At 69.9% G+C, this 18532-nt stretch carries 15 protein-coding genes; 4 read left to right on the top strand and 11 right to left on the bottom strand.

Translation table 11 applies throughout. The features are described 5' to 3' along the window. Positions 1 to 108: 108 nt before the first annotated feature. The 3 genes from ACZ1DY_RS27570 to ACZ1DY_RS27560 are packed head-to-tail and all read right to left on the bottom strand — an operon-like array spanning position 109 to position 2809. Positions 109 to 1038 (bottom strand): GNAT family N-acetyltransferase, encoded by a 930-nt coding sequence (locus ACZ1DY_RS27570; protein ID WP_465481341.1) that lies wholly within the window; start codon positions 1036 to 1038, stop codon positions 109 to 111. Positions 1039 to 1058: 20 nt separating this feature from the next. Beyond that, positions 1059 to 1961 (bottom strand): GNAT family N-acetyltransferase, encoded by a 903-nt coding sequence (locus ACZ1DY_RS27565; protein ID WP_465481340.1) that lies wholly within the window; start codon positions 1959 to 1961, stop codon positions 1059 to 1061. Continuing rightward, entirely contained in the window at positions 1958 to 2809 is an 852-nt protein-coding gene (locus tag ACZ1DY_RS27560) for a class I SAM-dependent methyltransferase (RefSeq protein ID WP_465481339.1), read from the bottom strand. Before ACZ1DY_RS27560 ends, ACZ1DY_RS27565 begins: the two co-directional genes overlap by 4 nt. A 302-nt stretch (positions 2810 to 3111) precedes the next feature. On the opposite strand from ACZ1DY_RS27560, the gene rpsA reads away from it, so the two are divergent. After that, positions 3112 to 4614, top strand: coding sequence for a 30S ribosomal protein S1 (rpsA, locus tag ACZ1DY_RS27555; RefSeq protein WP_126734118.1), 1503 nt, complete (start codon positions 3112 to 3114; stop codon positions 4612 to 4614). A gap of 320 nt (positions 4615 to 4934) precedes the next feature. Here rpsA and ACZ1DY_RS27550 read toward each other — a convergent pair whose 3' ends face one another. Beyond that, entirely contained in the window at positions 4935 to 5168 is a 234-nt protein-coding gene (locus ACZ1DY_RS27550) for a hypothetical protein (protein WP_125682264.1), read from the bottom strand. A gap of 197 nt (positions 5169 to 5365) precedes the next feature. On the opposite strand from ACZ1DY_RS27550, the gene coaE reads away from it, so the two are divergent. Beyond that, a complete protein-coding gene (coaE, locus tag ACZ1DY_RS27545; protein ID WP_465481338.1) occupies positions 5366 to 6550 on the top strand; it encodes a dephospho-CoA kinase in 1185 nt (394 codons plus the stop codon). 3 nt (positions 6551 to 6553) lie between these two features. On the opposite strand, the gene ACZ1DY_RS27540 is transcribed toward coaE, so the two are convergent. From ACZ1DY_RS27540 to ACZ1DY_RS27520, 5 genes are all read right to left on the bottom strand, one after another. Then, complete coding sequence (locus ACZ1DY_RS27540) at positions 6554 to 7180, bottom strand: response regulator (protein WP_465481337.1); 627 nt, start codon at positions 7178 to 7180, stop codon at positions 6554 to 6556. Then, positions 7177 to 8436, bottom strand: a complete 1260-nt coding sequence (locus ACZ1DY_RS27535) for a sensor histidine kinase (protein ID WP_465481336.1) — start codon at positions 8434 to 8436, stop codon at positions 7177 to 7179. The genes ACZ1DY_RS27540 and ACZ1DY_RS27535 overlap by 4 nt, the downstream gene beginning before the upstream one ends. After that, entirely contained in the window at positions 8433 to 9953 is a 1521-nt protein-coding gene (locus tag ACZ1DY_RS27530; RefSeq protein WP_465481335.1) for an ArnT family glycosyltransferase, read from the bottom strand. The genes ACZ1DY_RS27535 and ACZ1DY_RS27530 overlap by 4 nt, the downstream gene beginning before the upstream one ends. A 252-nt stretch (positions 9954 to 10205) precedes the next feature. Continuing rightward, positions 10206 to 11732, bottom strand: a complete 1527-nt coding sequence (locus ACZ1DY_RS27525; protein WP_465481334.1) for an ArnT family glycosyltransferase — start codon at positions 11730 to 11732, stop codon at positions 10206 to 10208. A 144-nt stretch (positions 11733 to 11876) separates the two neighbouring features. Beyond that, positions 11877 to 12392 carry a ribonuclease FAU-1 family protein gene (locus ACZ1DY_RS27520; RefSeq protein WP_465481333.1) on the bottom strand — a complete coding sequence of 172 codons (516 nt, stop codon included), beginning with the start codon at positions 12390 to 12392 and terminating at the stop codon, positions 11877 to 11879. A 142-nt stretch (positions 12393 to 12534) separates the two neighbouring features. Between ACZ1DY_RS27520 and ACZ1DY_RS27515 the strand changes: the two genes are divergently transcribed. Together ACZ1DY_RS27515 and uvrB are read left to right on the top strand one after the other, a co-directional pair. Continuing rightward, complete coding sequence (locus ACZ1DY_RS27515) at positions 12535 to 13800, top strand: DUF5685 family protein (RefSeq protein WP_465481332.1); 1266 nt, start codon at positions 12535 to 12537, stop codon at positions 13798 to 13800. A 51-nt stretch (positions 13801 to 13851) separates the two neighbouring features. Then, entirely contained in the window at positions 13852 to 16008 is a 2157-nt protein-coding gene (gene uvrB / locus ACZ1DY_RS27510; RefSeq protein ID WP_306856014.1) for an excinuclease ABC subunit UvrB, read from the top strand. 229 nt (positions 16009 to 16237) lie between these two features. Here uvrB and ACZ1DY_RS27505 read toward each other — a convergent pair whose 3' ends face one another. Together ACZ1DY_RS27505 and ACZ1DY_RS27500 are read right to left on the bottom strand one after the other, a co-directional pair. Then, positions 16238 to 17647, bottom strand: coding sequence for a S28 family serine protease (locus ACZ1DY_RS27505; protein WP_465481331.1), 1410 nt, complete (start codon positions 17645 to 17647; stop codon positions 16238 to 16240). A 69-nt stretch (positions 17648 to 17716) separates the two neighbouring features. Next, positions 17717 to 18493 (bottom strand): enoyl-CoA hydratase/isomerase family protein, encoded by a 777-nt coding sequence (locus tag ACZ1DY_RS27500; RefSeq protein WP_126734107.1) that lies wholly within the window; start codon positions 18491 to 18493, stop codon positions 17717 to 17719. Positions 18494 to 18532 lie beyond the last annotated feature (39 nt).

Here is an 18532-nt window from a genome sequence, read left to right as displayed (position 1 = left end):
ACTTGAACTGACTGGTCAGTTCAAAAGTTAGCCCTGACCTGGGAGGGATACAACCGTGGGGGGCTCATGTCACACGCAAGAGTGACGAAACCACCGCAAACCGGACGGCTAACGCAGGGCCGAAGCCGGATGGACCTCCCAGGACGTCCACAGTGGACGATAACCCTGGCGGTGCCAGAACACCGAAGAAAGCGGGTTGGTCGGGTTGTAGTAGAGGTACGTGCCGTCCGCGCCGCCCGCGGCGAACTCCTCGTGCACCGCCGCCATCAGTGTGCGGCCGAGACCGCTCCCGCGCAGGGCGGGCACGGTGACCACGTTGTTGACGTAACCCCAGCGGCCGTGGGGGAGGAGCTCGGCCTCGGCCGAACCCGGCGACGAGGTGATCCAGGCGCCGTGCGCGAACGCGGCGACGCGGGCGTCCCGTTCGGCCAGCCACAACAGCGGCCGGTCCTTGTCGAGGGCGAGCTCCAGCGCCGGGGCGAGCAATTCGGCGGCGTTCGGGCGGTACCGGGTGGCGACCTGGCCGATGTAGTCGTGCGTCGACACGGCCAGCGCGAGCAGGGTGTCGAAGTCTTCGTGCCGGGCCCTGCGGACGGTCACACCGTCGGCGCCCGGATCGCCGCGACGGCGCCCGGTGCGCACGGCGAGCGCGGACATCGGCACCAGCCCGTGGTCGAGGAAGGCGCGGATCGCCTCGGCGTCCCGGCTCGGCCAGTTGATCACGCAGGCCGAGTCCTCACCGGGGGTTTCGGCGTCCATCCGCGTCCGCCACGCGCGCAGCAGCACGTCCATGCCCTCGGTGCCGGTGTCGCCGACGAAGGGGAACAGCTGCCGGGCGTCGGCGGCCGACCAGAGCAGGGTGACGTCGTCCGGGCCGTGCAGCTGACGTTGCACCACGCCGGTGACCTGGACACCCGCCGCCGTGGCGGCGTCCACACGCTCGCCGCCGACCGGGGGCGGCGCGGCCTCGGGCAGGAGCCGGTCGATCGCTGCGAACCGGGCGCGGTGCGCGTCGAGCAACGTCTTCTCGATTTCCATCCCGTCCCCCGGATCGACCGCTACCGCAGGGCCGCGGCGGGACTGGCGGCCCACGTCGTCCACAGTGGACGATAACCCTGCCGGTGCCAGAACACCGGGGAGAGCGGATTGGCCGGATTGTACGAGACGAAGGTACCGCGCAGCGACGGCGAAAACAGTTCGTCGTGTGCGACGGCGGTCAGCGCGCGCCCGATCCCGCGGCCCCGCGCGGCCGCGGTCACCGCGAGCGTGCCGACATAGCCCCACTCGCCGGGCGGCAGCCGCCCCGCGAGCGCGTCACCGGGGATCGGGGAGCGCTTTCCCGTGGTCACGATCCCCACCGTGACGCCCTCCTCTTCGGCGATCCACACGCGGCCGCCGAACTGCAGGCCACGCCGGACCTCTTCCGCGAGCAGGGCCTCGGCCCCCGGCCGGACGACACCGTGGCCGACCAGCGAGGTGTAGCGGAGTTCTTCCAAGCGCAGGCCGACGATCTCTTCGAGGTCGCCGTGTGTCGACGCGCGGATCGTCACGCCGGGTATGGAGTACTCCTCACCCGCCGCGGGCGCGCGGACGGCCAGTGCCAGTTGCGGCGCGAGCCCGTGGTCGAGCAGTGCGCGTGACACCGTGACGTCACGGCTGGGCCAGGTGACCGTGCACGACGAATCGGGTTCGGCGTCGGCGAGCGCGATCCGCCCGCGCCAGGCGGAGAGCAGCGCGCTCATCCCCGCGCCGGCGTCGGCCGGAAGGATCGCGGAGAGGATCTGCAGATGAGCCGGGCTCCAGAGCCGTTGCCAGGAACCCGCCGCGAACCGCACGTGCGTGATCGTCCCGAAGGCGCCGGCCGCCTCGACGGTTTCGCCCGCCGGGAGCGGGGGCGGCGGCGGGAGCATCGGGTCGAGTGCGGCGAACCGCGCCCGCTGCCGCTCCGCCGCCGGGGTCATCCCCGCTGGGTGCAGAAGATCGCCGTGCCGGGGAAGAGCTTGCCGCGCAACGGGCTCCACTGTCCCCACGTGCGGGAGTGGCCCTCCGGCCAGGCGGGTTCGATGAGGTCGGTCAGCGCGAACCCGGCGTCGGCGAGCGCGCGGACGTAGTCGCCGAGGGTGCGGTGGTACTCGACGTAGGTCGCGACGCCCTCTTCGTCGACCTCGACGTACGGCGTGCGGTCGAAATACGGCTGGGTGACGGTGAGCCCCTGCGGGCCGGGGTCGTCGGGGAAGATCCAGCGCATCGGATGGGTCACTGAGAACACCCAGCGGCCACCCGGCCGGAGCACCCGGCGCACTTCGGCGAACACGACGTCCACCGACGCCACGAACGGCACCGCGCCGAAGGCCGAGCAGGCCGCGTCGAAACTCGCGTCGGCGAACGGGAGCGACTCCGCCGTCGCCTGCACGAGCGGGACGGGGGTGCCGGTCCGTTCGTTGCCCTCCCTCGCGTGGCGCAGCATGCCCGCCGACAGATCGGTCGCCACCGCGTCGGCACCCTGCGCGGCGAGCCAGCGAGAGCAGGCCGCCTGCCCGCAGCCGACCTCGAGGATCCGCTTCCCGCCGACTTCACCCAGAAGCGCGACGTCGGCCTCTCGGACGCCCTCCGGGCACCAGACGAAGTCCGCGTCGCCGAGGAAGCCGCCGTGGGTCGCCTGGTAGTCGTCGGCGTCGGCGTCCCACCACGCCAGGTTGGCGGCGGTCGCCTCCGGCGCCGAGACCGCCCGATAGGCGACCCCCGCGGTGCCGAGCCGCTCCTCGGCCTCTGCGTGCCGTTCGGGCTCGGTGACGGACTGCTGGCTCAAACCGATATCCTTTCCCCAGGTCAGGGCTTCGCGGGACAGTTTATCCGCCCGCCGTGATCGTGCGGGCGACCCTGATTGTGCCGTGTACAGGGGGCCGCGTAGGATATCTGTTAGCGCAGTGGGTTCGCGCTACTCTTTCCCCCGGTTCGCTCAGCGTCCGGGTCAGGGGGTCGCGTACCGGATGCGGTGATGCTCGCGGTCGTTCCCTGTGGACGTTTGCTTATGCGGTCGCCTCATGTCGGAAGCCCATGGTGCCCTAACTGCAAACCCACTACTTCCCATCCACCGGAGCAACCCGCCTAATGACGACCGACACCGCCACCGCCCCGACCGCCCCCGCCGGGCCCCAGCAAGTCGCTATCAACGACATCGGGTCGGAGGAAGACTTCCTCGCTGCGATCGACAAGACGATCAAGTACTTCAACGATGGCGACATCGTCGAAGGAACCATCGTCAAGGTCGACCGTGACGAGGTCCTGCTCGACATCGGCTACAAGACCGAGGGTGTCATCCCCTCGCGCGAGCTCTCCATCAAGCACGATGTCGACCCGGCTGAGGTTGTCACCGTCGGCGATGAGGTCGAAGCCCTGGTCCTCCAGAAGGAGGACAAGGAAGGCCGTCTGATCCTGTCCAAGAAGCGCGCGCAGTACGAGCGCGCCTGGGGCACGATCGAGGAGCTCAAGGAGAAGGACGAGCCCGTCAAGGGCACCGTCATCGAGGTCGTCAAGGGCGGCCTCATCCTGGACATCGGCCTCCGCGGCTTCCTGCCCGCGTCGCTGGTCGAGATGCGCCGCGTGCGCGACCTGCAGCCGTACGTCGGCCGCGAGCTCGAGGCGAAGATCATCGAGCTGGACAAGAACCGCAACAACGTGGTCCTGTCCCGCCGCGCCTACCTGGAGCAGACCCAGTCCGAGGTGCGCAGCGAGTTCCTCAACGCGCTCGCCAAGGGCCAGGTCCGCAAGGGCGTCGTGTCGTCCATCGTCAACTTCGGTGCCTTCGTGGACCTGGGTGGCGTCGACGGCCTGGTGCACGTCTCCGAGCTGTCCTGGAAGCACATCGACCACCCGTCCGAGGTCGTCGAGGTCGGCCAGGAGGTCACGGTCGAGGTTCTGGACGTCGACATGGACCGCGAGCGCGTCTCGCTGTCGCTGAAGGCGACCCAGGAAGACCCGTGGCGTCAGTTCGCCCGCACCCACGCGATCGGCCAGATCGTGCCGGGCAAGGTCACCAAGCTCGTCCCGTTCGGTGCGTTCGTGCGCGTCGAGGAGGGCATCGAGGGCCTGGTGCACATCTCCGAGCTGGCCGAGCGCCACGTGGAGATCCCGGAGCAGGTCGTCCAGGTCAACGGCGACGTGATGGTCAAGGTCATCGACATCGACCTCGAGCGTCGTCGCATCTCGCTGTCGCTGAAGCAGGCGAACGAGGGCGTCACGCCGGAGACCGAGTTCGACCCCACCCAGTACGGCATGGCCGCCGAGTACGACGCCGAGGGCAACTACATCTACCCCGAAGGCTTCGACCCGGACACCCAGGAGTGGCAGGAAGGCTTCGACAAGCAGCGTGAGGAGTGGGAGCGTCAGTACGCCGAGGCTCACACCCGCTACGAGGCTCACATGAAGCAGGTCCAGAAGGCAGCCGAGGCGGACGCCGAAGCCGCCGCGGACGCCGCGACCGGTGTCACCTCCAGCGACTCGGGCGAGCAGAGCTACACCTCCGCTCCGGCCGAGGCCAAGAGCGGTGGCACGCTCGCCAGCGACGAGCAGCTCGCGGCTCTCCGCGAGAAGCTGTCGGGCGGCGCTGCCTGATCCAGGCGCTCAGCCCTTAGCTGACAGACAGCGGCCCCGGTCCACTTCGGACCGGGGCCGCTTTCTTTGTCGCGTTTCGTCCTCTGGATGCGTTCCTTGCACGCGCAACTACCGCATTCAGAGGACTGAATGCGGTGAAGGGGAAGGCGTGGCGGTGCCGCTTCGCTCACGTCGCCGTGTCCCGCTGCCCTCGCCCTCTCCGGGCCGACTTCGGCGTCGCGAAAGCCACTTTCGAGACATCTGGTGTCCCGAAAGTGGCTTTCGCGACGCTGGCTCCCGCCGCATTCAGAGGACTGAATGCGGTAGTGGGGGAGCAGAGGTCAGGAGGTGGCGGTCCGGACGGACGGGACCGACGGCACCCAGATGCGTTCGAGCGCCGCGGCGCGGGCCTTGCGGCGGAGTCCGGCGAAGCTGTGCTTGGCGGGAACGAGGAGCGCGCTCAGCCACGTGCGCCGGTATTCGGCGAGGGCGTCGGCCACGGGACGATGGAGGACACAGTGCACCAGGCCCGGCGTTCCGAGCCGGTGCCTTCCGACGTGCTTACCGTCTGCCATCTTTCCTCCGTGTGGGCTACCTTCGCCGCGCACGGTACGCAATCAAGCCTCCGAAGACCGGTAACCGCCCGGCGTGTCACCCATAAAGGTTGAGTCTCGCGTCACGATGAACTTGCCTTTTGCATCCGTCTGTGCCGGAAGTGCGCGTCCCGTGACCCTGCGCGGTCGGCCAGGTTCGCGGCACTAGGCTGCTCGGCATGCTGCGTGTGGGCCTGACCGGCGGGATCGGCGCCGGAAAATCGACGGTGGCGAACCGGCTTTCCGAGCACGGCGCCGTCCTCATCGACTCCGACAAGATCGCCAGGGAGGTCGTCGAGCCGGGGACACCGGGGCTCGCCGAACTCGTCGAGGCGTTCGGCGAAGACATCCTCGCCGCCGACGGCGCGCTGGACCGGGCCGCGCTCGCCGCCAAGGCGTTCGCCGGCGAAGAGTCCCGCAAGCGGCTGAACTCGATCGTCCATCCGAGGGTCGGCGCCAGGACGGCCGAACTGATGGCGGCCGCCCCGCCGGACGCGATCATCGTCCACGACATCCCGCTGCTGGTCGAAGGCGGGCTCGCGCCGATGTACCACCTCGTCGTCATGGTCGACGCGCCAGAGGAGGTCCGGGTCCGTCGCCTGGTCGAGGCGCGGGGGATGGCCGAGGACGACGCGCGCGCCAGGATCAAGGCGCAGGCCACGACCGATCAGCGCCGGGCGGTGGCCGACGTCTGGTTCGACAACAGCGGGGCGCCCGACATCGTGCTCGCCGAGGTCGACGCGCTGTGGGCGGACAGGCTGACCCCGTTCGAGGCGAACGTGCGGCTCCGCAAGCCGCGCGCGCCGATGTCGCCGAAGATCGCGCCGTACGACGAGACCTGGCCCGTGCAGGCCGAGCGGGCGCTCGCCCGCGTTCGCGTGGTGGTGGGTGACGCCGCCGTGCGGGTCGATCACATCGGTTCGACGTCCGTGCCGGGGCTGCCGGCCAAGGACGTCCTCGACCTCCAGCTGACCGTGTCCACTTTGGACAAGGCCGACGAGCTGGCCGACGCGCTCTCCGACGCGGGGTTCCCGCGGGCGGAGGGGGAGTGGTACGACGACGCGCACGGTGAAGAGGGCACCTGGCCCAAGCGGTTCCACTTCGGCGGCGACCCCCGCCGTCCGGTCAACCTGCACGTCCGCTCCCAGGAGACGCCGGCCTGGCGGCTCGCGCTGCTGTTCCCGGAATGGCTGCGGCGGAACCCGGCCGAGCGCGACGCCTACGCGGCGGTCAAGAACGCCATGGCCGCGAAGCACGCCGGCGATGGAACGGTCGAGCAGTACACCGACGAGAAACAGGTCTGGGTCGACGCGGCCTTCACCCGGGCCGACGCGTGGGCGGACTCGACCGGCTGGACCCCTTAGGCCTCAGCCGCCGAGCAGTCCCCGCGCGAAAGCGGCCGCGACGGCGGCCGCGCGATCCTTCACCCCGAGCTTGGCGTACGCGTGCACGAGGTGCGTCTTCACCGTGGCCTCACTGATGAACAGCAGTTTCGCGGCCTCCTTGTTGGTCGATCCGCGCGAAATCAGGGTGAGGACCTCCAGCTCCCGCTTGCTCAGTGGCTCCGGTGTGGGGGCGCGCATCCTGCCAAGGATCACGTCGGCGACGGCGGGGGAGAGCACCGCCTCGCCGCGCGCCGTCGCCCGGACCGCGCGGAAGAGCTCCTCGCGTGGAGCGTCCTTGAGCAGGTAGCCGGTCGCGCCCGCTTCGATCGCCGGGATGACGTCGGTGTCGGTGTCGTAGGTCGTCAGCACGAGGATCCGCGCGGGATTGCCGAGCTTCGCCAGCGTCGCGATCGCGGCGACCCCACCGGAACCCGGCATTCGCAGATCCATCAGCACGACGTCGGGGCGGAGTTTCTCCGTCAGCGCGACGGCCTCGTCACCGGACGACGCCTCTCCGAGCACCTCGAATCCTTGATCCGCGGTGAAGATGCCGCGCAGCCCGTCGCGGACGATGGGATGGTCGTCGGCGATCAGCAGCGTGATCGTCATACCCTGGCCTCCAGCGCGATCGCGGGCAGATCGGCCGACACGGCCGTCCCGGCGCCCGGCTCGGATTCGAGGTGCAGTGTTCCCGCCAGCCTGGCGACGCGCGCCCGCATCCCGGGAATGCCGAAACCACCATCGCCTGCCGTGTCCGGCTCGAAGCCCTTCCCGTCGTCCCGGACGTCGACGGTCACCTGATCGCCCATGTAGGACAACGTGAGCCCCACGATCGTGGCGGCGGCGTGCTTCTCGACGTTGGCCAGCGCTTCCTGTGTGATCCGCAGCAACGTCGCTTCGATCTCGGGATGCAGCGCCCGCGTGGTCCCGGTGGTGGTGAACCGGACCTCGACACCGGTCCGGCCGCTCCATCGCCGGGAGACCTCGCCGAGCGCGTCCGGCAGGGTCGCGGCGGCCAGTGGCTGCGGGCCGAGCGCCCGCACCGAACGCCTGGCGGCGGTCAGGTTCTCCCGCGCCAGGGCCATCGCGGATCCGACGTGCCGCTGCCATTCCGCGGGATCGCCCTTCGCCTCGGCGGCCGCCTCCAGCTGGGTGATGATCCCGGTGAAGCCCTGGGCGAGCGTGTCGTGGATTTCCTGGCTCAACCGCTGACGCTCGTCGAGGACGCCGGTTTCGTGCGCCTGGCTCAGCAGTTGCCGTTGCAGCACCGCGTTCTCCTCCTGGGCGGCGGCCAGTTCGTCGAGCACGCGTTTGCGCTCCGCGTGCTGCCGCGCCATCGCCGCCGAGACGAGCCCGCCGCCGCCGACCGCGGCCGTCTGCACCAGCGTGACCACGGCCCACAACGCGGGCTGATCGGCGAACGCCCGTAGCGGGCCGCCGTTGGGGATCGTGTTGATCAGCGCGGAGACCACGAAGATCCCGGCCAGCGCCAGCGGGGCGGGCCGCAGGCGCATCGCGTCGAAGAACCCGGTGATCATGAAGATGAGGAAGATCGTGTCGTGCGCTTCGAGCACCGCCGCGATCGTGACCAGTCCGGCGAAGGACACGGCGACCACGGCCGGATGATCCTCCCAGCGTTCCGGTATCAGCGTGAAGCCGAGCAGGAGCCAGCCTGCCGCGATCCCGGCCAGCCCCAGGGTGGGCAGCGGGTCGTGGCCGGAGAGCACGAGACTGAGCACCGTGCTGAGCGCCAGCAGCGCGTACGGCAGATACCTCTCGATCCGGCCGCCCCAAGGGCGCCACAGTGACCCGCCGTCGTCAGCAGACGGCCACAGCGAGTCCTGCCACCGGATCCAGCTGGTCATACCCGGAATTCTCGCAGGCCCGGCCATGCCGTGGCCCAGGTTTCGGTATGGCCGGTGACCAGCCAGATCGGCATCCCCCGGCTCACGTTGCGGACGCCGGCGGCGTTGTCCACGCGGGAGACGATCCGGGCGTCGGTGAACGAACGCAGCAGCCGCGCCGGATCCGGCCCGACGAACAGGACGCTGTCCGCGGTCTCGGGTGGATGCCCGAAGTACCAGAAGCCCCGGCTGGGGCTGTACACGGCGGGAAGCCCGTAGTCGGCGCCGTACCGGTCCAGCGCTCCGGCCTGCCAGTACCCGGCCGTGACGAGGGTGGTGCGCGCGCGTTGTTCCGGCGGGAGGCGGTGATAGGCGTCCGCGACGGAACGCGCGAGGTCGGGCCAGCCGATCTCCTCCAGCGCGTACGCCGGGCGCGGGACGTCCCGGCCTTCCGCGAGCCAGGCGGACGGCCACACCGGCAGCGCGTACGGGAGCGTGTACAGCGCGGAAAGCAGGAACACCGGCCAGGTCGGGATCCACCGGAACAACCGGGACGGCCTCAACTGTCCGAAGTGGACGGCGGCGCCCGCCCACAGGACGCCGAACATGCCCGCCGCGTAGTAGTACCGGCCGTTCGACAGGATGAACAGCGTGATCACCCCGACCGCGGTCCAGCCGAGGAACCGGTACTCGCGCAGCCTGGCCGAGAACAGCAGGACCCAGAGTCCATAAAGGACTCCGACGACACCGATGCCGAGCCCGGCGCCGGTCAGCAGGGCGGGCAGGAACCCGGCGCGGCCGCTCCAGCCGCCGGTGGTCTCGTGCGCGATGACGTCGCCCATCTCCAGTTGCGGCCAGCCGTTCGCGGCCTGCCACCACAGCGTCGGCACCATCGAGAGGGCGGCGATCCCCGCACCGAGCCAGAGTTTGGGCCTGCGCAAGAGATCCCGGGGCCCGAAGACCAGGATCGCGACCCCGGCGGCGACCCAGAACGTCGCGATCAGGAGCTTGACGTTCAGCGCGACGGCGGTCGCGATGCCCAGCCACAGCAGCAGGTTGTCATCGCGGGTCCGCATCCACCGCACGAGCAGCCACGCGATGAGCGTCCACAGCGCCGGGTCGATCGTCGAGGTGGCCAGGTAGTGCCCGCTGCCGAGGAACTGCCCGCAGATCGCGTACGCGGCGGCGGCGCGGGTCTGCGCCCGGCGGTCCCCGCCCATCTCGTAGGCGACGAGCCCGGTGAACACGACACCGGCGGCCGTCGCGAGGACGGCGGGCAGGCGGAAGACGAAGACGTTTCCCGGCGCGAGCGTGTCCATGGCCAGCGCCAGGGCCGGGAGCACCGGCGGCTGATCCGCGTAACCCCAGGCCAGCCGCTTGCCCGCGGAGAGGAAGTACAGTTCGTCGCCGAAGTAGCCGTACCGCCACGCCGTCGCCATCAGGACCGCCGCGGCCGCGGCGGCGAGGAGCCCCACCGGGAGCCGGGCGAACGCCGCACTGGACACGGTCGGTGTTTCGGCCGCGTGGGCGGCTTCCATCCCATTCCTCGCAGATCCGTCGGGTGCCGGTCCTCTCGCACCTTACGTGCCTGTTGGCGGAGCTGGAGATGGACCCGCAAAGGCGATCGAACGTGTGACCCCCCGCTATCGCGGTGGCGGGGCGCCTTGTCCGCGCCCGTGACGTGGTCGACCGTGCAGCGCCCTGCCGACGTCGATCGCGGTCGCGGGTTCACCGACAGACACTTACGTGCCACCGGCGTGGCGCGTCGGGCGTGAGAGGACCGGTGAGGCTCAGAAGCCCCAGTCCGTGAGTTTCGGCCACACCGTGTCCCAGCTCCCGTTCCGGCCGGTGGCCAGCCAGATCTTCATGCCCTGACTCACGTTCGCGATCCCGGCGCGGTTGTCGAGGGCACCGACCTCACGCACCTGCGTGAAGTACGGCACAAGCCCCGAAGGGTCGTTCCCGACGAACAGGATGTCCCGTGCCGATTCCGGCGGCCTCGGCAGCGTCACGTAGCCGCGGTTGGGGCTCGACGGCGACGGAAGCCCGAGCTCCGGTCCATAGTGGTCGATGGCGCTGGCCTGCCAGTACTTCGCCGTGACGACACCGGTCCGGGACGGATCGGGAGCGGCCCGGTGCGCTTGTGCCACCGACTCCGTGATCTCCCGCCAGCCGACCTCCTCGACGGCGAAGATCGGCCTCGCCCACACCGGAGCGCTCGCCAGCTGTGCACGCGGGAGAATCGGCAGTGCCTGGGGGATCGCGATCACCGCGGCCAGGAGGTACACCGGCCAGGTGGCGATCCAGCGCCAGTACCTCGACGCCTGGCCCGCTTCGATCTCCACCGCCGCCGCGGCGAACAGCGGGGCGAACATCCCGGCCGCGTAGTAGTAGCGCCCGTTCGCCAGGAGGAACAGGGCGAGGACGCCGAGCGCGGTCCAGCCGAGGAACCGGTACGGCCGCAGGCGTTCGGACCGCAGCAGGCGCCACAGTCCATAGCAGACCAGGATCGCCCCCACCGGTACGCCGGCGCTCAGCACCAGCGTCGGGACGAAGGTGATCCGCCCGCCCCAGCCCGCCGAGACCTCCTGGGAGATCGCGGCGCCCATGGTCAGTTGCGGCCAGCCGTTCGCCGCCTGCCAGACGAGGGTGGGCGCGATCATCGCGGCGGCGATCAGCGCGCCGAGCCACAGCGCCGGGCGGCGGACGAGGTCACGGGGCCCGAACACCATGGCCGCGGCCAGCACGACGACCCAGAAGCCCCCGACGAGGAACTTCGTGTTCAGGGCGAAGCCGGTCACCACGCCGGCCAAGACCAGGAGCTTGTCCGCACGGGTCCGCACCCAGCGGACGAGCAGCCAGATCAGCAGCGCCCACAGGAACGGGTCGATCGTGCTGGTGGCCAGGTAGTGCCCGCCGCCGAGCATCTGGATGGACACCGCGAACGTCGCCGCCGCGATCGTCTGCGCTTTGCGGCCGCCGCCCAGTTCCCTGGCGATGAGCGCCGTCAGCACGACGCCCGCCATCATCGCGAGCATCGCCGGGATCCGCAGGACGAACGGTGAATCGGCACCGAACGCGTCCATCAGGCGGGCCAGCAGCGGCAGCAACGGCGGCTGGTCGGCATACCCCCAGTCCAGATGCCGTCCGGCCGCCAGGAAGTACAACTCGTCGCCGAAGTAGCCGTAGCGATCGGCCGTCGCCGCGAGGACCGCCCCCATCGCGCCGGCGATCACCAGCACCGGTGTCCTGGCGAACGACGCGACCTCCCCGCGTTCTCGTCCATCGGACCGTTCCCGGAGTCCCTCGGCCTCCATGACCACGGGTATCCGCCCCCTCTCGATCGGTTACGCCCTTGATCGAGAGTCCCGCGCCGCCGCCTCTCCGGGGATCCATCGGCCGGTCAGGATCGGCTCACCCAAGGGATGAGCCAGGATCAACCGATCGATGGATGCGGGGGATCAGTGCCGTCGCCAGCCGAGGGTGATGTCCTTTGTGGACAGCCAGCCGCGCAGGTCGTGGCCGTGCGTTGCCAGTCCGTCGACGGTCGTGTGGCTGATGCCGAGCGCGCGTTCGCCGTCGGCGGGGGAGAGCAGCCCGGCGGTGACCGCGGCGAGGAGTTCGTCGGCGTCGATCACCTCGACGGATTTCTTGTCCCGCAGGACGAGGTCGAGATAGAGGTCGGTGGCCACCCAGACGCCGCCCTCGCGGCGGATGTCGACGACGTCGAGGTAGAAGTCCTGGTCGCGTTCGTGGCCTGGCGTGAACCAGAAATCGGTGATCCGCAGGCCGAGATCCGGCAGCAGCCAGGATTCGATGTAGTGGAACTGCGCCCGCCCCGGCGTCGGCCGCGCCATGTAGAGGCCGAAGGGTTCTTCGCGGTATTCCTCGACGTCCCTCACGATGCCCTTGGGGTCCGTGTTGGTCTTCGCGGCCGGGTCGAAGTACTCGACCTTGGGCGGATGCAGCGCGGTCATCCGCCCATCTTGGAAGGCGGCGCCGCCCGCGACCACCGCCCAACCGGGTGGACGATCACGGTTTGCCGGTTTCGGAGGAGCAGCGGCGCCCGGCCGGATAAGGTGCGCTGGTTCCGCCAGTGGGGTGAGTGGGAGTCGACGTATGTTCGGGATCATCAGGCCGTGCCGCCACCGGCTTTCCGCGGGTCTGCACGCGGAGTGGCTCGCCCATCTCTGCGGTCTTTGCCTGGCTTTGCGGGACGAACACGGACATCTCGCCCGAATGGTGACGAACTATGACGGGCTGATCATCTCGGCACTCGTCGAAGCGCAGTCGCCGCGTGCGGAAGGCCGCCGCGACGCCGGCCCTTGCCCCCTTCGGGCGATGAAGGGGACGTCGGTCGCGAAGGGTGGCGGTGCCCAGCTCGCGGCGGCGGTCTCCCTCGTGCTGGCGTCGGCCAAGATCAGTGACCACGTCGAGGACCGCGACGGCGCCTTCGCGCGGCGTTCCGTCGCGCTGGCCGCGAGGCGGGTCGCGACGCGCTGGGCGGACCAGGGAAGCCGCACGGGGATCCGGGTCGGCTTCGACACGGCCGTCCTGACCGAGGCCGTCGACCGGCAGGCCGAGATCGAAACCGCCGTCCGCCTCGGTGATTCGGCCGTCCTCGCCACCGAACCCGCCGAACTGGCGACGGCGGCGGCGTTCGCGCACACCGCCGTCCTGGCGGGCCGCCCGGAGAACGCGGCGCCGCTGGCCGAGGCAGGACGCCTGTTCGGCCGGGCCGCGCATCTGCTCGACGCCGTCGAGGACCTCGCGGACGACGAGGCCGCCGGCGCGTGGAACCCGCTGACGGCCACCGGGACCGGGCTCGCCGAGGCGCGGCGGTTGTGCGACGACGCGGTGCTCGGCGTCGAACTCGCCCTCCGCGAGGTGGCGTTCGATCAGCCCGAACTGGTGCATGCGCTGCTGGTCCACGAACTGCGGCAGGCGGTGCGGCGCGCCTTCGGGCACGGTCACGGCCCGCAGCAGCCGCCGCCGGGCTGGATCGGGCCCGGGCCTCAGCCGCAACAACATCCTCACCAGCCTCATCCGCCCCACCAGTACCCGCAGGGCGGCTACCAGCCTCCGCCTCCGCCGGCAGGCGCTCCCGGTGGCGGAGGCCCGCCGCAGGAGCCGCCGAAGAAGAAGGGCAGGCACCGCGGCGAGGGCGGACCGGTCGATGGTCAGGGCGGTGGCTGCTGGGTCCCGAAGTTCCGTGTCCCGCCGAAGCCGAGGAACTTCTTCTTCGGCTGCGCCGTGGCGACCTACATGTGCTGTTCGTGCCAGTTCTGCTGCCGCGATCCCTTCCCCGGCCCGTGGAGCGGCAAGCCCAACAGCAGCTGTGACTGCGACTGTGACTGCTGTTCCTGCTGTGACTGTTCCTGCTGATCCGACCAGGCGAAACGGAAACTGTCGGACCCAGCGCTTACTCTGGTTCTCGTGGCTTTCGCAACCGAACACCCCGTGCTCGCCCAGTCGGACTTCCGCCCCGTCACGGACATCCCCCGGACAGGCGGCCGATTCGAGGTGGTCAGCGACTACAAACCCGCCGGTGACCAGCCGGCGGCCATCGACGAGCTCGAACGCAGGATCAACGCGGGCGAGAAGGACGTCGTGCTGCTCGGCGCCACGGGTACCGGCAAGTCGGCGACGACGGCCTGGCTGATCGAGCGCGTCCAGCGCCCGACGCTGGTGATGGCGCCGAACAAGACGCTCGCCGCGCAGCTGGCGAACGAGCTGAGGGAGCTGTTCCCGCACAACGCGGTCGAATACTTCGTCAGTTACTACGACTACTACCAGCCCGAGGCGTACATCGCGCAGACGGACACCTACATCGAGAAGGACTCGTCGATCAACGACGACGTCGAGCGGCTGCGGCACTCGGCGACGATGAACCTGCTGTCCCGGCGCGACGTCATCGTGGTCGCGAGTGTCTCGTGCATCTACGGTCTGGGCACCCCGCAGTCGTACCTCGACCGGTCGACGAAGCTGAAGGTCGGCGAGCAGCTCGACCGGGACGTCTTCCTCCGCGCGCTGGTGGACGTGCAGTACACCCGTAACGACATCGCCTTCGCGCGCGGCACCTTCCGCGCCCGCGGCGACACGGTCGAGATCATCCCGGCGTACGAGGAGCTGGCCATCCGCGTCGAGTTCTTCGGCGACGAGATCGAAAAGCTGTACTACCTGCACCCGCTCACCGGCGACATCGTCAAGGAGGTCGACGAGGTCCGCATCTTCCCGGCCACCCACTACGTGGCCGGCCCGGAGCGGATGGAGAAGGCCATCCGCGGTATCGAGGCCGAGCTCGAGGAGCGGCTGGCCGAGCTGGAGAAGCAGGGCAAACTACTCGAGGCCCAGCGGCTGCGGATGCGCACCGCCTACGACATCGAGATGATGCGCCAGGTCGGGTTCTGCTCCGGCATCGAGAACTACTCGCGGCATATCGACGGCCGCGGCGCCGGCTCCGCGCCCGCGACCCTCATCGACTACTTCCCGGAAGACTTCCTGCTGGTCATCGACGAGTCGCACCAGACGGTCCCGCAGATCGGCGGCATGTTCGAAGGCGACATGTCGCGGAAGCGGAACCTGGTCGACTTCGGGTTCCGGCTGCCCAGCGCGGTCGACAACCGGCCGCTGACCTGGGAGGAGTTCACCGACCGGATCGGCCAGACGGTGTACCTGTCCGCGACGCCGGGGCCGTACGAGATGGGGCAGGCCGGCGGCGAGTTCGTCGAGCAGGTCATCCGGCCGACCGGCCTGGTCGACCCGAAGGTGGTCGTGAAGCCCACCGAGGGCCAGATCGACGACCTGGTGCACGAGATCCGCGAGCGGGCCGAGAAGGACGAGCGCGTCCTCGTCACCACGCTCACCAAGAAGATGGCCGAGGACCTCACCGACTACCTGCTGGAGCTGGGCATCCGGGTGCGGTACCTGCACTCCGAGGTGGACACGCTGCGCCGGGTCGAGCTGCTGCGGCAGCTGCGCGCCGGCGATTACGACGTGCTGGTCGGCATCAACCTCCTCCGCGAGGGCCTCGACCTGCCCGAGGTCTCGCTGGTCGCGATCCTCGACGCGGACAAGGAGGGCTTCCTCCGCAGTGGCACGTCGCTGATCCAGACGATCGGCCGCGCCGCCCGTAACGTCTCGGGCGAGGTGCACATGTACGCGGACAAGATCACCGACTCGATGCAGCACGCCATCGACGAGACCGATCGCCGCCGCGCCAAGCAGGTCGCGTACAACAAGGAGCGCGGCGTCGACCCGCAGCCCCTGCGGAAGAAGATCGCCGACATCCTGGACCGCGTCTACAGCGAGGCCGAGGACACGGAGTCCGTCGCCGTCGGCGGTTCGGGCCGGAACTCTTCGCGCGGCAAGAAGCCCGAGCAGGGCGACCGCGTGCGCAGCTCCGGGATGCTCGCCGACAAGGACGTCGCCGGGATGCCGCGCGCCGAGCTGGCGGATCTCATCCAGCAGATGACCGACCAGATGATGCAGGCCGCGCGCGACCTGCAGTTCGAGCTGGCCGCCCGGCTGCGGGACGAGGTCGCGGACCTCAAGAAGGAGCTCCGGGGCATGGACGCGGCCGGCATCAAGTAGCCGCACGGCCTCGCGGGCGGTAAGGGCGGCTCTGACCGTCCTTACCGCTCACGAGGCCCAGCTCCGGCGATGTCTCGTGACTGACCGGACGACACGCGTGATCCGGCGGACGACACGCGTGACTGGATGGACGGCACGACTGCGGCCGGGTTCGGCCACGTGTCGTCCGTCTGATCACGCGTGTCGTCCGTTCAATCACGCGTGTCGTCCACCGGATCACGACGGCGGGTCAGAGCCGACGGCGCTCCAGCATGGTCAGGTCGGCGTCGAAGTCCGGGAATCCGGCGGGGGCCGAACGCGTGCTGATGCCCGGCGAGACCGGAGGCAGACCCGCCCACCGCCGCACGGTGTTCGTCGCTTCGGCGGCCTGGGCCGCGGGAAGCTGCGAGATCCGGGCGCCGTGGTTCCCGCCCGGCACCGTGTAGCTGTAGGAATCCTTCGTGCCGAAGCCGAGTTTGAACGGCTCCGCGCTCCACGGGTCGTTCTCGCCGTTGACGAACATCAGCCGCTTCCCCTGGGACTTCACCCAGAAGTCGATGTCCGGCATCGCCAGATGGTCGAACCGCGGGATGTCGATCGAATCCGGCACGAACGTCCGCGACACGTTGGAGCCCGGGTAGCGCAGCAGATCCCGCAGATAGCCTTCGTAGGACTCGGGGGCGCCGAGCTGGTAGGCCGCCTGGAAGTAGTACGGGACGTAGACCTCGAGGTTCTGGTCGGAGTAGGTGTTGAGGCTCTCGACGCGTTCGAACCAGGCATAGATCTCCGCCGCCGGGGCACCCGCCTTCGGGATCGTCGCGCAGTCCGACTGCCTCTGGTACTGCCAGAAGGCGAAGTACGAGTCGATCACGGAGATCTCCAGCGACACGTCCGCCGAGCCGACGGTCTTGAACGTGTAGCCGTTCTTGGCCGCGTCGGCGGCGGCGAGCCCCGTGAACTCCGGACGCCGGGTCAGCACGTCACGCTGGATCGCCTTCAGCGCCGAACGGCAGGCCGGATCGTCGCCGACGTTCGCCAGGAACCGGTTGTAGCGGTCATGCGAGTTGATGACGTCGTTGGGCGCGACGTACGGGATCGTCGCGTCGACGTCGTCCGGGAAAAACCTACGGAAGTAGGTCGCCGTCATACCGCCCTTGCTGCCTCCGGTCGCGAGCCACTTGCCCGGATAGATCCGCTTGAACGCCTCGACGGCGCGGTGCTGGTCGGCGGCGGCCTGCCAGATCGTCAGCTGCTTGCCCCAGTCCGGGTGGTCCGGCCGCGAGGGCGTGAAGAACCGGTACTCCATGGACAGCTGGTTGCCGTCGACGATCTGTGTCGGCTCCGAGCGGTTGGGCGATTGCGAGACGTTGTACCCGCTCGTGTACACCACCGTTGGCGACCGGAATTCCTTGTGCAGCAACGTGAACCGCTGCTGGAAGGTACCGCGGTCCGGCCTGCGGTGGTCGACGGGCTGGGTGTAGGCGAGTTTGAAGAACCGATATCCGGTCGGCGCCGGGTTCTCCGAGACGACGGTCAGCCCGGGGACCCGCCCGAGCGCTTCCTCGATGTCGCCGGGTGCCGCCTGCGCGGCCGGGGCGAGCCCGGCCAAGGCGAGAACGGTGATCGCCAGAACCGGCCACGCGGCCGTGAGCTTCCGCATCCATGCCCTCCCCATCGGGACCTGTTGAGCTGTCGGATACTCACAGAGTCACCGCCGGTGGGCAATCGCCTATCCGGTCGAGCCGCCGCGCAACACCCGGTCGACATAGGCCTTGATCGCCGCGGTGGCTTCGGGCGAACTCCACAGTTCGAGGACGTGGGCGTCGTCGCCGGTACGGTGTTCGGCGATCCGCTCGTGGAACGGCCGGTGCAGCTGCGCCTTCGTGTGCGCGTACGCGGCCGCCGGGATCTCGGCGAGCTTCCTGGCCACCTCCACCGCCCGCCCGACGACGTTCTCGGGCGCGGTCACCTCGTTCACCAGGCCGAGCCGGAGCGCGTCCGCGGGCAGGTGGGTCTCGCCGAGGAAGGCGAGTTCGGCGAGGACGTCGGCCCCGAACCCGGACCGCAGGATCTCCAGCGCCGCCAACGGGAACGGCACGCCGACGAGCAGCTCGGTGATCCCGATCCGGCCGGGGCCGTCGGCGAGGACACGGCGGTCGCAGGCGGCGGCGAGCACCGCCCCGCCGGCGATCGCGTGCCCGTTGACGGCCGCGACCACCGGGCCGGGGAAGCCGAAGACCGAGAGGAACGCGTCCGACAGCGCGGGCAGGAAGTCCTCGATGTAGTCCGCGCCGCCGTCGTGCACTCGCCGCAGGTCGACACCCGCCGAGAAGATCCCGCCGGTGCCGGTCAGCACGACCCCGCGACAATCGCTCAGCTGCACGTCTTCGAGCCGGAGCGTCAGTTCCCGGCAGAACTCGGTGTCGAGGGTGTTCGCCTTGCCGTGCTGGAGAGTGACGACGGCGATCCCGCCTTCGTCGTCCACGCGGATCGAGGAGGTGGCCATGGCCCGACCGTACCCGAGCCCGCGAGGATCTACAGTGGA

Source organism: Amycolatopsis sp. PSD-21 (assembly GCF_055561455.1).
The sequence above is the reverse complement of the archived record's forward strand: the minus strand, read 5'-3'. Positions and strand labels throughout refer to the sequence as shown.

Excerpts from the sequence above, each read along its gene's own strand:
- coaE (WP_465481338.1), top strand. The coding sequence starts at position 5,366 with ATGCTGCGTGTGGGCCTGACCGGCGGGATCGGCGCCGGAAAATCGACG.
- ACZ1DY_RS27505 (WP_465481331.1), bottom strand. The coding sequence starts at position 17,647 with ATGCGGAAGCTCACGGCCGCGTGGCCGGTTCTGGCGATCACCGTTCTC.
- ACZ1DY_RS27520 (WP_465481333.1), bottom strand. The coding sequence starts at position 12,392 with ATGACCGCGCTGCATCCGCCCAAGGTCGAGTACTTCGACCCGGCCGCG.
- rpsA (WP_126734118.1), top strand. The coding sequence starts at position 3,112 with ATGACGACCGACACCGCCACCGCCCCGACCGCCCCCGCCGGGCCCCAG.
- ACZ1DY_RS27540 (WP_465481337.1), bottom strand. The coding sequence starts at position 7,180 with ATGACGATCACGCTGCTGATCGCCGACGACCATCCCATCGTCCGCGAC.
- ACZ1DY_RS27515 (WP_465481332.1), top strand. The coding sequence starts at position 12,535 with ATGTTCGGGATCATCAGGCCGTGCCGCCACCGGCTTTCCGCGGGTCTG.
- ACZ1DY_RS27570 (WP_465481341.1), bottom strand. The coding sequence starts at position 1,038 with ATGGAAATCGAGAAGACGTTGCTCGACGCGCACCGCGCCCGGTTCGCA.
- ACZ1DY_RS27525 (WP_465481334.1), bottom strand. The coding sequence starts at position 11,732 with ATGGAGGCCGAGGGACTCCGGGAACGGTCCGATGGACGAGAACGCGGG.
- ACZ1DY_RS27565 (WP_465481340.1), bottom strand. The coding sequence starts at position 1,961 with ATGACCCCGGCGGCGGAGCGGCAGCGGGCGCGGTTCGCCGCACTCGAC.
- ACZ1DY_RS27550 (WP_125682264.1), bottom strand. The coding sequence starts at position 5,168 with ATGGCAGACGGTAAGCACGTCGGAAGGCACCGGCTCGGAACGCCGGGC.
- ACZ1DY_RS27530 (WP_465481335.1), bottom strand. The coding sequence starts at position 9,953 with ATGGAAGCCGCCCACGCGGCCGAAACACCGACCGTGTCCAGTGCGGCG.
- ACZ1DY_RS27535 (WP_465481336.1), bottom strand. The coding sequence starts at position 8,436 with ATGACCAGCTGGATCCGGTGGCAGGACTCGCTGTGGCCGTCTGCTGAC.
- ACZ1DY_RS27500 (WP_126734107.1), bottom strand. The coding sequence starts at position 18,493 with ATGGCCACCTCCTCGATCCGCGTGGACGACGAAGGCGGGATCGCCGTC.